The sequence below is a fragment of the Kitasatospora purpeofusca genome (assembly GCF_042691725.1).
Classification (GTDB): domain Bacteria; phylum Actinomycetota; class Actinomycetes; order Streptomycetales; family Streptomycetaceae; genus Kitasatospora; species Kitasatospora purpeofusca_B.
In genome coordinates this window covers 681,180-693,057 of sequence record NZ_CP170483.1, presented here as the reverse complement: position 1 = coordinate 693,057, position 11,878 = coordinate 681,180, and the positions used below count along the sequence as shown (strand labels likewise).

Below are 11,878 nucleotides of genomic sequence, written 5' to 3'. Positions count from 1 at the left end.
GAGGACCGTCCGTTGAGCGACGACATCGCCTACGCCAGGATCCACCCCGCCATCGGCATCGCCCGGGTCGGCAACAGCACCCGCGACGACGGCTGGTTCTACGGGCCGGAGGTCCCGGACCCGCCCGCCGAGCAGCCCGGCTTCTACAAGGACGACCAGGGCGCGATCAAGCGGCAGGCCGCCCGCTTCCGGATCTACGGCTACACCGCGGACCACCGGGTCGTGCGCGAGCTGACCGTCGCCGACCCGAAGGTGACGATCGAATGGTCGGTCCACGTGGCCAACAAGAAGGCCGCCTGGTACGAGTTCACCCTCCCGCTGGACATCCCCGACATGAAGGACAAGCCCGAGCCCCGCCGCAACGCCAAGGTCAAGGACAAGGCCCGGGCGAGCCTGATCGTCGACCCCGGCCCCAAGAACCTGGTGGCGGGCACCAAGACGGTCGTGGAGTTCACCGGCGGCTCCTTCCTCGGCACGGCCGTCCCGCTCGGCCGGATGCACACCGACGAGGCCGGCCGCCTGGTCGTCCTCGGCGGCGTCGGCAAGTCCCGCAACCCCAACGGCGAGGGGCTCCACAACTACGGCAACAACGACGGCTGGTGCGACGACACCTCCGACGGCCCGGTCACCGCCACCGTGACCGTCGGCGGCACGGCGGTGCGCGTCGACCCGGCCTGGGTGGTGGTCGCCCCGCCCAACTACGCGCCCGACGTCAAGACCGTGCGGACGCTGTACGACGCGCTCTACGACCTCTTCGTCACCGAGGGCACGCTGGAGCCGCCCAAGACCGTCAACTTCGATCGGGACGTCAAGCCGATCCTGTACCGGTTCTGCGAACTCCAATGGGTGAACAAGGGCTTCGCCACCCACTTCGGCTTCGGCGGCCCGGAGCACTTCCTGGCCCCCGACCACCTCGCCAGGCTCGGCAGTCCCTCCGACACCCACCAGGAACTGCGCCGCCAGGTCTACACCTCGCTGCGCGACCCGAAGCGCGACGGCATCTCCCCGGTGCCCTGGCCCTGGATCTACGGCGACGGCATGACCAGCAAGCCCGCCCCCACCGCGCTGCTCCAGTACCTGACGCTCTCCCACACCCAGGACCAGATCCTGCTCGCCTGGATGCAGGGCACGTTCGAGACCAAGCCCTGGCCGGGCTTCCCGCAGCACCTGGCGGACGCGCCGCTCGCCGACCAGCCCGGCCTGCTGGACCGCGCCGCCCTCGACTTCTGCCTCGCCGACGCCTTCCACCCCGGCTGCGAGGTCACCTGGCCGATCCGGTACAGCTCGATGTACAGCGAGCCGCTGCGCATCCGGGTGCGCCCCGCCGGAACCGTCGAACCGGACTACGGCGACCACCTCACTCAGAGCCGGGCGCTCGGCGCCGACGGCCCCCTGCACCAGTCCGGCCCCGGCGACCTGACCCGCTGGATGGCCGTGCCCTGGCAGACCGACACCGCCAGCTGCCGTTCCGGTTACGAGTCCGTTCAGAACCTCGGCCCGCGCTACGACCCGTACCTGCCGACCTTCTGGCCCGCGCGGGTGCCCAACCACGTCCTCAAGGAGAGCGACTTCCGCATCGTCAACAAGGAGATCACCCAGACCGACGAGGACGGCCGCGAGGCGGCGTTCGCCCGGCGGGCCTCCTGGCTGCGCGGGCTCAAGGGCGATCCCAAGCAGCAGATGACGCAGGCCGCCGCCGAGTGGGACAAGTTCGGCATCGTCGAGGTCCGCGAGTACACCGTGGGCGACGGCCGGTTCCCGGAGCGGATCCAGGTCGAGTCCGTCCCCGGGTTCCCGCTCGAAGGCGTCTCCGACAACCGGAACCTGGTCGCCATCCACGTCCCCGCCGTGACCGCCGCCGAGGACGTCCTCGTCGCGCAGACGGCGAGCGCGGTCCTGGAGCACACCGGCCTGTCCGGCGAGGACGTCGTCATCGGCTACTTCGACAAGGTCGACCCCTTCGGCCACGACGCCGGGGCGCCGGCCGAGGGCGGCTCGTGACACCGGCGTACGACGTGGTCGTGGTGGGCGGCGGTCCGGCCGGTGCGGCCGCCGCCCTCGCGCTGGCCGGCCGGGGGCGCGGAGTCCTGCTCGCCGACGCCCCCGGCGGGCCGCCGGCGGTCGGCGAGGCCCTTCCCGCCGCCGCCCGGACGCTGCTGCGCGACCTCGGCGCCGACGGCACCGTCCCCGGCGACGGGCACCTGCCCTGCTACGGCAACCGCTCGGTGTGGGGGTCGGCGGTGCCGGCCTCGGTCGACAGCATCCACGACCCCCACGGGCCCGGCTGGCACCTCGACCGGCCGCTGTTCGACCGGCGGCTGCGGGAGGCCGCCGCAGCCGCCGGGGCGGACGTCCGCACGGCGACGGCGCGCCCCGCCGGGCGGCACGCCGACGGCACCTGGACGCTCGCCCTGCACGGCGGCACGGGCCCCGGCGCCGCCGTCCGCTGCCGCTGGATCGTCGACGCCACCGGCCGCCGGGCCGCCGTCGCCACCACCCACGCCGCCCGCCGGATCCTCGGGGACCGGCTGGTCGCGCTGCACCTGGTGCTCGGGCCCGGGGACGGCGGTCCCGCCGACACCACCACGCTCGTCGAGGCCGTCCCCGACGGCTGGTGGTACAGCGCGCCCCTGCCGGGCGGCCGACTGCTGCTCGCGTCCTTCACCGACGCCGACCTGCCGGCCGCCCGCACCGACCCGCGACTGCTGCGCCACCGGCTCGCCGCCACCGGCCCCACCGCCGCCCGCGCCGCCGCCCACCCGCTCCCGCCGCACGCCTCGCCCGCCCGCGCCCCGGCCCACACCGCCCGCCTGGACCGCGTCCACGGCGAGGGCTGGACGGCCGCCGGGGACGCCGCCGCCGCCTTCGACCCGCTGTCCTCCCAGGGCATCCTCACCGCCCTCTGGAGCGGCCGCGCCGCGGGCCTCGCGGTGGACGCCCACCTCGCCGGCGAGGCGGGCGCCCTCGACCGCTACGCCGCCGACCTCGCCGGCGTCGTCACCGCCTACCGGCGCAACCACGCCACGTACTACGGCCTCGAACGCCGCTGGCCCGGCGGGCCGTTCTGGCGCCGCCGCCACCCGCCGGCGCCGGACGCGGCCGTCAGCGGGCCGAGGGACCCGGCCGCGGCGGGCCGGTGACCTGCTTGACCTCGTCGTCGTCGGAGGTGACGCTCGCGGTGATCGAGCCGGTCGCGCTCGACAGCAGGCCGAGCAGCAGGAAGGCCACCAGCAGGCCGCGGCCCGCGCCGCCGAGGACCAGCGGGCGGGTCGCCGAGACCGGGCCGCCCGGCTCGGAGCCGGGCTCGTCGCCGAAGAGCCGCTTGGGGTAGGCCGGGGTGAGCATCAGCAGGTAGGCCAGGTACCGCATGCGGTAGCGCAGGACCGCCGCCGTCGCCTCGAACAGCGGCTGCGGCATCCGGCCGAGGACCAGCACCACCAGCCAGCTGATCCAGCCGACCACCCACCAGCCGGCGAACAGCAGCCCCTGGACGACGGCCGCGGGGATGACCAGGATCAGCCGGAACAGCACCGCGAGGCGGTTGAGGCCGCCCGGCCGCAGCTCCACCCGGACGGGGTGGTCGGGGGTGCGGAACGCGAACGGCGGATAGCGGTCGTGGGTCAGCAGGAGGTAGCAGCTCACCCGGGTCTCGTACGGCACGTACGCCGAGAGGTAGTCGGCGGCGAAGCCGGGCAGCCGGCCCAGGACCAGCGCGCCGAACCAGCCGACGACCGCGACGAAGAAGGCCACCACCGACAGCACCCAGACCACGACGAACTGCGGGATCAGCAGCAGGATCCGCAGCAGCACGGTCAGCCGGTTCTGCGGTCCGGGGGCGGGCAGGTCGAGGGCGGGCAGCCACTCCGGCGGAGCGGCGGCTGCGGGGGGTGCCTGCCACATCGGGGGCCTCCAGGTCTCGGCACCGGGCGGACCGCGCGAGGAAGGCGCGCGTGATCCGAAGGTCGCAGCCCCGCTGGGGTGCCCGCGCGCTGCGCTGCTCCATCCGGGGGAGGAGACCCGGGCGGTCCGCTCCGATCATTCGGACATCTGATCCGACAGGTGCTCGATCGCTCTTCGACGGCATGACGGACAGAGATCGCACAGGTTCGAACGATTCCGGTCGAAACACCCCTGGAGACGATCGACGAGGCAGCATCGCCCCGAAGGCGATCGGGTCCCGGCCCGATCGGCTGTCATGTTCGGGGCGTGCTCACCACGGGGGTGCCGGTTTGCCAGCGATCGACGATCACGACCACGACCACCGGTCCGACCCGGTCGGCCGGGACGGCGTGCCCACGGCGGCCGACCTCGGGCACCTCGCCGACTTCGACGCCTTCCTGCGGATCTCCGCCGAACTCACCGGATTCGACGAGACGGAACTGCGTGGGACCGGCATGGCGCACGAACACCACCGCACCCTCCTCGCCCACCGCGTCCGCGACGAACACGCCCTGCTCCACCTCTGGTACGTCGGCGCCTGGCCGGACGAACCGCCCTCCTCGCCCCGCGCCCACGACCGGGGCCTGATGTGGCGCACCTTCCACGGCGCCGCCCCCGGCAGCACCGCCCCCGGACACGGCAGCTGGGCCGAGGCCCCGCGCGGCGGAGGCGAGCGGTGAGCCGCCCGGCGCGGCGCCCCGAGGACGGCGACCTCCCCTGGGACGTGATCGTGGTCGGCGCGGGCTTCGCCGGCTCGTTGGTCGCCCACCGCCTCGGCGCACACGGCCACCGCGTGCTCGTCCTGGAAGCCGGCCACGCCGTCCCCGGCGCCGCCGCGACCACCACCGCGTACCGCGCCGCCGGCGGCGGCACACCCACCTCGCCCTACCCGCGGAGCGCCGACGCCCCCTCGCCGGACGTCGACGAGCTGACCGGCCGGCCCGACGGCGGGTTCACCGCCACCGGGTACCTCCTCCAGCACGGCCCCCTGCCCTACGCCAGCGGCTACCTCCGGGCCAACGGCGGCACCGGACTGCTCTGGACCGGCCTCACCCCGCGCATGCACCCCGAGGACTTCCGCACCGCCGACCTCGGCCACGGCCGCAACTGGCCGATCGGCTACCGGGACCTCGAACCGTACTACCGCCAGGCCGAACAGGAACTCGGCGTGGCCGCCGACGCCGCTCAGCAACGCCGGGCCGTCGGCCTGCCCCTCCCCGACGACTACGCCTTCCCGATGCGCCCCGTCCCGGCCAGCCACCTCGACCGGATCGTCGCCCGCGCCCTCGGCGGCCGGACCGCCCGCGACCCGGCCGCCGACGAGGACGCCCTCCTCACCGTCAGCACCACCCCGCACGCCCGCAACGCCCCGCCCACCCGGGACCAGGGCGGCGCCCGTCCCGCCCACCCGGCCGGGCCGCTCTGCCAGGGCGCCGCCGCCTGCGTCCCGGTCTGCCCCACCGGCGCCAAGTACACCCCGCTGCGCACCCAGGCCCGCTGGGCACCCGGCGTCCGGCTGCGCACCGACGCCGTGGTGAGCCGGGTCCTCGTCGACGGCACCGGCCGCGCCACCGGCGTCGAGTACCACGCCGCGGGCACCACCCACCGGGTCGGCGCCGCCCTGGTCGTGCTCGCCGCCCACGCGATCGAGAACGCCCGGCTGCTGCTCCTGTCCGGCCTCGCCAACCGCAGCGACCAGGTCGGCCGCAACCTGATGGACCACCCGGCGCTGCTCACCTGGGGCCTGCTGCCGCAGCCGACCGGCCCCTACCGGGGACCGGGTTCCACCAGCGGTCTGGAGGCCTTCCGGTTCGGCCCCGCCCGGTCCCGCCGGGCTCCCTTCCGGATCGAGATCGGCAACTGGGGCTGGTCCTGGGCCGGCCGCCCGCCCCAGGTCGAGACCGCCGCACTGCTGCGCGCCGGACTGCGCGGAAAGGACCTCCGCGAGCGCCTCGGCGACCGGCTCGGCCGCCAGTTCTCGCTCCAGTTCGAACTGGAGCAGCCCGCCGACCCGGCGAACCGGGTCACCCTCGACCACACCCGGCCCGACCGGCTCGGACTGCCGCGCCCCGCCCTCCACTACGACCTCTCCGCCTACGTCCGGCAGGGCATGGCCTCCGCCCGGGCCGTCTCCGAGCAGCTGTTCGCCCTGCTCGGTGCGCAGGACCACACCCGCTACGACGCCGGCCCCGGCTGGCCCGGGCGCCTCGAACACCGGGGCGTGGCCTACGGCTACCGGGGCGCCGGCCACGCCGGCGGCACCCACGTCATGGGCGACGCGCCGGGCACCTCCGTGGTCGACGCCTGGCAGCGCTGCTGGGACCATCCCAACCTCTACGCCGTCGGCTGCGGCTCGATGCCCTCCCTTGGCACCTCCAACCCCTCGCTCACGATGGCCGCGCTCGCGCTGCGCAGCGCCGACCGCATCCACCGGGAGCTGACGGCGCTGCGCCGGCCGGTCACCCTCGCCGCTCCGGCCCCTTCTCCGTCCGCGACCCCGACGCCGTCCCCGTCCCCGTCCTGCTCCAGGGAGCCCTCATGACCGGTCTGCCGCTGCCGCCCGTGCCGGAGCCGTACTACCTGCCCTTCCACTACGGCGCGCTGCACAACATCGGCGTGGACTTCCTGGTCGATCCCGGCCCGGTGCGCGCGCTGCTCGCCGACCGCCACCCCGCGCTGGCCGCCGCCGACTTCGACGGCCGGGCCTGCGTCTCGCTCAACTACCAGCTGTACTTCGCCCAGTACCCGACCGGCGGCGGGATCACCGAGGAGGTGGAGATCAACGTCATCGCCCACCCGGCGTCCGCCGCCGACCGCGTCCCGGTCGTCGACTACGGCCAGTACGCCCGCGGCCACGACCAGACCAGGCTGCTCGGCATCGCCCGCCTGCACGTGCTCTGCGACAACCCGCTCGCCATCGACGCGGGCACCCGCCTCTACGCCGAGCCCAAGCACCCCGGGTGGTTCACCACCGTGCTGCCCTCGCTCAACGCGGCCGCCGTGCACGACCGCTGGTCCTTCGTCTGCCACCGGGCCGGCCTCGGGCCGGACGGCCTGCGGCGGTACGACGAGGAGCTCTTCGCCGTCGAGGCGGACCTCGCGGGCCTCGACGGCGAGCCGGTCGTGAACACCCCGGTCACCGGCTACGGCACCGACCCCGACGGGCGGCTGCTCGCCGGTCCGCTGACCGTCCACCAGCCGTACCGCTTCCATCCGCTCGACACCCGCACCGCCGACCGGATCCGGCTCACCGTCGGACGCGCGGGGCCGGGGCCGACGCGGCATTCGGGGGCGGGGCCGGGGCCGGGGGATCCCACCCGGGAGGCCGCGACCGACCTCGCGCGGCTGGTCGGCGACGCGCCCGCCGCCGGGGTGTGGACGTACCAGTCCGCCCCGGTCGCCGCCCACCACCGCCCCTACTACGCCCACTGACCCGGGCCCGGCCCGATGTCGCGCCAACTCCCCGTCCGGCAAATGAACTTCACTCCATCAGGTGAAGCAGGCTGCGGCGGGGCGGACGAGCCGCCGCCACTCGCCGATAGTGGGAGACCGATCGGGCACCGAGCGCCCGACGTACGGAGCGAAGGAGCGGCACATGCGGACCGAGGCCACCCAGCGGATCGAGCTGGTCTTCAACCTGTTCGATGCCAACGGCAACGGCGTGATCGACATCGGCGACTTCGACCTGATGTCCAAGCGCGTGGTCGGGGCGGCGGCCGATTCGGACGAGGCCGCCAAAGAGGCCGTTCAGGCCGCCTTCCGGCGCTACTGGGTGACCCTGGAGACGGAGTTGGACTCCAACGGGGACGGCGTGGTCACCCGGGAGGAGTTCCGCGGCTTCGTGCTGTCGCCCGAGCGCTTCGGCCCGACGATCGGGCAGTTCGCCGACGCCCTGGCCGCACTCGGCGACCCGGACGGCGACGGGCTGGTCGAACGCCCGCGGTTCATCGCGCTGATGACCGCGATCGGCTTCGGGCACGCCAACATCGACGCCCTCTTCGACGCCTTCGGGCCGACCGCCGACGACCGGATCCCGGTGGCCACCTGGGCGGAGGGCATCCGCGACTACTACGCGCCGGACAAGGCCGGCATCCCGGGCGACCAACTGGTGGGCGGCCCGACCACCTGATCCGTCCGGCCGCGGCACCCCGCCCGTACCGGACCAGTCGACGACCAGCCGAGGAGCAGCGTGAAACCAGCAGTCGGACTCGCCGTGGGCCGGGGTACGGGCGCGGAGCTCGCGACCGTCTTCGAACGGGCCCTGCACCGGATAGCGACGGCGCACGGCGCCGAGATCGAGATCGTCAAGTCCCCGCGCACCTACCACTCGTACGTGTCACTCCGCGAGGAGGTGGCCGACACCGAGCGGATCCGCCGGCTGACCGAGGAGGACGCCGGCCACTACGAGCGGTTCTGCCGGGACCGGGCGAGGTCGGGCACGACGGCCGTCTTCCGGACGGCCGTCAACGCGCAGTCGCTCTACCTGGTCCGCCAGCGGCTGCAGGCCGTCAAGGTCGAGCCGATCGCCGCCGGCGACGCCTCGCTGCTGCTGGTCCGGGACGAGGCCCAGGGCTTCTACACGGGTGAGAACCGGCACGCCCCGGGGGTGGTCACCCGGACCATGGAGTTCAGCCGGGAGGTCACCGGCAAGGTGCTGGAGTTCGCGGTCCGGCGCGCCTGGCGGCAGTGGCCCGACAGCGGACCCGCCCGGGTGGTGATGGCCTACAAGTTCCACCTGCTGGACGGCGCCCTGGACGACTGGGTGGGCGAACTCGCGCGCGGGCTCGGCGTGGACGTGCGGCTGTTCCAGCCCGACACGGTCAACCGCAACCTGATCACGCACGGCTTCGCCGACCGCACCGTCATCGTGGCGGGCAACGAGTGGGCCGACATCATGCACGTCGTCCTGCTCGACCGGTTCGGTGGCGAGCGGCAGGAGAACCGCTGCACGGAGAACGTCCACCTCCATCCGGAGCTGGGGGAGCTGGTGGAGTACCAGACCGTGCACGGCTCCGCCGACGACCTCGCGGGCAAGGACACCGTCAATCCGGTCGCCACCCTGCGTGCCGCCGCGGCGATCGCCGAACGGCACGCGGGCTGCCCGGGCGCGGTGGCCGCCGTCGAAGGCGCCCTGGCCGCCGCCGGGGCGCGGGGTGTGCGGACACCCGACCTCGGCGGACGGCATTCCACCACCGCCGTGGTCGACGCCGTGCTCGGCGCCCTGGCGGCGCCGGCGGCGGTTGCCGGCCGGCCGCCGGCCGGGGGAGCGCGGTCCGCTGCGCCGGCCGGCGGCACCCTGCCCGCGGGCCTGCTCACGGACCGTTCGTGACGGCCGGCACGGACCGGACGGCGCTGGTCGTCGTCGACCTCCAGAACGACTTCTGCGCCGGTCCCGTCGCCGCCGCGCGCTACCCCGGGGACCCGCAGCGGCTCGCCGCCGTGGCGGCCAACTCCGCCCGGGCCGTCGGGACCGCGCGGGCGCACGGTACCGAGGTGGTCTTCGTCCGGTTCCTCGGCGACCCCGTCCACCAGGGCGCCGCCTGGCGCCACCGGGACGCGGCGCTGGGCAAGCGCCCCAAGTGCCTCGACGGGAGCTGGGGCGCCGAGTTCCACGCCGTGGTGCCGGAGCCCGGCGAGGCGGTGTTCACCAAGTACGCCTGCTTCGACGCCTTCCTCGGCGAGGGCTTCGGCGCGCACCTCTCCGGGCGCGGGATCGGGCACCTGGTGTTCGCGGGCGTGTTCGCCGACGTCTGCGTGGACAGCACCGCGCGCACCGCCTTCCAGAAGGGCTTCCACGTGACGGTGCTCCGTGACTGCACCGCCGCCCTGCACTACCCGGACGAGGACGTCCTGCGCTTCATGGGCCGCGTCTACGGCGCCCGCGTCACCACCCACGACCGACCCGCCGTCTGGACACGGCTTCCCGAGCACTTGGAGGGCCCATGACCGCCACAGCGGCCGCCCCCGTCACGACCGGCGCCACGAGTGTTGCTTCCGGCACTACCTCCGGCGTCGACGAGGGCGTCGGACGGACCGCCCTGATGGTCGCCGCCGCCCGCGCGATCGAGAGCCGCCGGCCCGACGCCCTGGCCCGGGACCCCCTCGCCGAGCACTTCGTCCGCGCCGCCCGCGCCTCCACGCACTGGCCGGTCCACCCCCGCGACGTCCCCAAGGGGCCGGACGGCGCGGACGACCCGCTGTGGGGGCGGCTCGGCGGCTACTTCGCGCTGCGGACCAGGGCCCTGGACGACCACCTGCTGCGGGCCGCCCGACTCGGCGCCCGCCAGGTGGTGCTGCTCGGCGCCGGACTGGACGCGCGGGCCCACCGGCTGGACTGGCCGCCCGGCACGACCGTCTTCGAGCTCGACCGGGCCCGGGTGCTCGCGTTCAAGCAGCAGGTCCTCGACCGGATCGGCGCCCGGCCGACGGCACGGCGGGTGCCGGTGGCCTGCGACCTGCGCCTCGACTGGGCCGGCGCGCTGGCCGCCGCCGGCTTTTGCCCCGGCGAGCCGACCGCGTGGCTCGCCGAGGGCCTGCTGCTCTACCTGCCCGCCGCCGCGGAGTCGCGCCTGGCCGCCACCGTGGACCGGCTGAGCGCCGCCGGGAGCAGTCTGGCCTACGAGGTGAAACTCGGCATGGAGCCCGCCGTGGTGCGTCGCAACCCCGTGTACCTCGCGGCCCGCGATCGCCTCGGCATCGACCTGCTGGTCCTGTTCGACGACGAGCCCCGGCCCGACACCGCCGCCGACCTGGCCGCCCGGGGCTGGTCCACCGTCACCCACACGCCCTTCGAGTTCACCCGCCACTACGGCCGCGGCCCCCGGCCGGAGCCCGACGACGCGCTGGCCGCCAACCGCTGGACCTTCGCCTCGCGGGGGCCGCTGCTCGGGGGACCGCTGTCCGGGGGACCGCTCCCCGGCCCCCGTCGCCGGGAGGGCGGGCCGGGGCCTGTCTGACCGATCCCGGCGGGCGCGCGACCGGCCGACACGCCCGTGGTCGGGGGTGACCCCCGGGGGTCACCAGGTCCGGGCCGCGGACAGCAGCCGCTCGCGGACGAGCGCGACGTGCGGGTTGGCGGACGGGCCCGGTCGCCGCACCAGGTAGGCGGTGTTGATCGGCGGGTCGTCCGGCAGGTGGAGCAGCCGCAGGGCGCCGGATTCGAGTTCGGCGCGGCAGAGGTAGCCGGGCAGCACGGTCCAGCCCGCCCCGGCCGTCACGGCGGCCAGCACGCCCCGCAGGTCGGGAACGGTGACGGCGGCCCGGACCTGGAGGCGGCGGTCGAACACATGGCGCCAGTAGCGGCGGGCGATGGGCAGGTCCTCGGCGTACGCCACCAGCGGTTCCCGCTCCAGGGCGTCCGGCAGCGGCTCACCGGCCGTCCGGGCGGCCAGGGCCGGGGCGGCGACCAGGGCGAACTCCTCGTCGGCGAGCGGCTCGGCGTGCAGGGAGCGGCCGCGCGGACGGTGGGTGGCGACCACCAGGTCGTGGCGTCCGGCGCGCAGCTCCGCCAGCAGCGGGTCGGTCAGCCCGGTGGCCACCCGCAACCGGACGCCCCGGGCCGTCAGCGGGGCCAGCGCGCCGAGCAGGACGGTGCAGAGGAACTCGGCCGGCCCGGCCAGGTGCACGGGCTCGGGCGCGCGGTCGGGCCCCGCGCCCGCCACGTCCGCCAGCCGGTCGAGCGGTTCCGCCAGCCGGGCGGCGAGTTCGTCCGCGTGGGGGAGCGGGACGACGCCCCGGGCCCGGCGTTCGAACAGCTCCCGGCCCAGCCGCTCCTCCAGGGCCCGGATCTGCGCGGTGACGGTCGGCTGGGACAGCCGCAGCCGCCGTGCCGCCGCGGTGAACGACCCCGTCCGGTGGACCGCCAGGAAGGTGCGCAGCTGGTTCAGGTCCAGTGGCCCCGACCCATGGGAATTCCTATCGCTCATGTCCGCCGATCCTA

At 75.2% G+C, this 11,878-nt stretch carries 11 protein-coding genes; 9 read left to right on the top strand and 2 right to left on the bottom strand.

The genetic code is table 11. From position 1 onward, the window contains the following. Positions 1 to 12 precede the first annotated feature (12 nt). Complete coding sequence (locus ACFCLZ_RS03085) at positions 13 to 2,001, top strand: LodA/GoxA family CTQ-dependent oxidase (RefSeq protein WP_380283058.1); 1,989 nt, start codon at positions 13 to 15, stop codon at positions 1,999 to 2,001. Continuing rightward, positions 1,998 to 3,140: a tryptophan 7-halogenase gene (locus ACFCLZ_RS03080; RefSeq protein ID WP_380283057.1), complete on the top strand. Its 1,143-nt coding sequence runs from the start codon at positions 1,998 to 2,000 to the stop codon at positions 3,138 to 3,140. Before ACFCLZ_RS03085 ends, ACFCLZ_RS03080 begins: the two co-directional genes overlap by 4 nt. Here the strand turns inward: ACFCLZ_RS03080 and ACFCLZ_RS03075 are convergent. Continuing rightward, positions 3,103 to 3,900, bottom strand: a complete 798-nt coding sequence (locus ACFCLZ_RS03075) for a DUF4389 domain-containing protein (protein ID WP_380283056.1) — start codon at positions 3,898 to 3,900, stop codon at positions 3,103 to 3,105. The genes ACFCLZ_RS03080 and ACFCLZ_RS03075 overlap by 38 nt on opposite strands. Before the next feature lie 329 nt (positions 3,901 to 4,229). Here ACFCLZ_RS03075 and ACFCLZ_RS03070 point away from each other — a divergent pair, with 329 nt between their 5' ends. The 7 genes from ACFCLZ_RS03070 (at position 4,230) to ACFCLZ_RS03040 (ending at position 10,895) form a co-directional block, all read left to right on the top strand. Continuing rightward, positions 4,230 to 4,619 carry a hypothetical protein gene (locus tag ACFCLZ_RS03070; RefSeq protein WP_380283055.1) on the top strand — a complete coding sequence of 130 codons (390 nt, stop codon included), beginning with the start codon at positions 4,230 to 4,232 and terminating at the stop codon, positions 4,617 to 4,619. Continuing rightward, complete coding sequence (locus tag ACFCLZ_RS03065; RefSeq protein WP_380283054.1) at positions 4,616 to 6,481, top strand: GMC family oxidoreductase; 1,866 nt, start codon at positions 4,616 to 4,618, stop codon at positions 6,479 to 6,481. The genes ACFCLZ_RS03070 and ACFCLZ_RS03065 overlap by 4 nt, the downstream gene beginning before the upstream one ends. Further along, positions 6,478 to 7,371 carry a hypothetical protein gene (locus tag ACFCLZ_RS03060; RefSeq protein ID WP_380283053.1) on the top strand — a complete coding sequence of 298 codons (894 nt, stop codon included), beginning with the start codon at positions 6,478 to 6,480 and terminating at the stop codon, positions 7,369 to 7,371. The genes ACFCLZ_RS03065 and ACFCLZ_RS03060 overlap by 4 nt, the downstream gene beginning before the upstream one ends. Before the next feature lie 163 nt (positions 7,372 to 7,534). Beyond that, on the top strand, positions 7,535 to 8,068 hold the full coding sequence (locus ACFCLZ_RS03055) for an EF-hand domain-containing protein (RefSeq protein WP_380283052.1): 534 nt from the start codon (positions 7,535 to 7,537) through the stop codon (positions 8,066 to 8,068). Between the two features lie 60 nt (positions 8,069 to 8,128). Continuing rightward, complete coding sequence (locus tag ACFCLZ_RS03050; protein WP_380283051.1) at positions 8,129 to 9,268, top strand: isocitrate/isopropylmalate family dehydrogenase; 1,140 nt, start codon at positions 8,129 to 8,131, stop codon at positions 9,266 to 9,268. Continuing rightward, positions 9,265 to 9,885, top strand: a complete 621-nt coding sequence (locus ACFCLZ_RS03045) for a cysteine hydrolase family protein (RefSeq protein WP_380283050.1) — start codon at positions 9,265 to 9,267, stop codon at positions 9,883 to 9,885. The genes ACFCLZ_RS03050 and ACFCLZ_RS03045 overlap by 4 nt, the downstream gene beginning before the upstream one ends. After that, positions 9,882 to 10,895: a class I SAM-dependent methyltransferase gene (locus ACFCLZ_RS03040; protein ID WP_380283049.1), complete on the top strand. Its 1,014-nt coding sequence runs from the start codon at positions 9,882 to 9,884 to the stop codon at positions 10,893 to 10,895. The genes ACFCLZ_RS03045 and ACFCLZ_RS03040 overlap by 4 nt, the downstream gene beginning before the upstream one ends. 60 nt (positions 10,896 to 10,955) lie before the next feature. Here the strand turns inward: ACFCLZ_RS03040 and ACFCLZ_RS03035 are convergent, their stop codons facing one another. Further along, positions 10,956 to 11,864 (bottom strand): LysR family transcriptional regulator, encoded by a 909-nt coding sequence (locus ACFCLZ_RS03035; protein WP_380283048.1) that lies wholly within the window; start codon positions 11,862 to 11,864, stop codon positions 10,956 to 10,958. Between the last annotated feature and the right edge of the window lie 14 nt (positions 11,865 to 11,878).

Excerpts from the sequence above, each read along its gene's own strand:
- ACFCLZ_RS03055 (WP_380283052.1), top strand. The coding sequence starts at position 7,535 with ATGCGGACCGAGGCCACCCAGCGGATCGAGCTGGTCTTCAACCTGTTC.
- ACFCLZ_RS03035 (WP_380283048.1), bottom strand. The coding sequence starts at position 11,864 with ATGAGCGATAGGAATTCCCATGGGTCGGGGCCACTGGACCTGAACCAG.
- ACFCLZ_RS03040 (WP_380283049.1), top strand. The coding sequence starts at position 9,882 with ATGACCGCCACAGCGGCCGCCCCCGTCACGACCGGCGCCACGAGTGTT.
- ACFCLZ_RS03075 (WP_380283056.1), bottom strand. The coding sequence starts at position 3,900 with ATGTGGCAGGCACCCCCCGCAGCCGCCGCTCCGCCGGAGTGGCTGCCC.
- ACFCLZ_RS03060 (WP_380283053.1), top strand. The coding sequence starts at position 6,478 with ATGACCGGTCTGCCGCTGCCGCCCGTGCCGGAGCCGTACTACCTGCCC.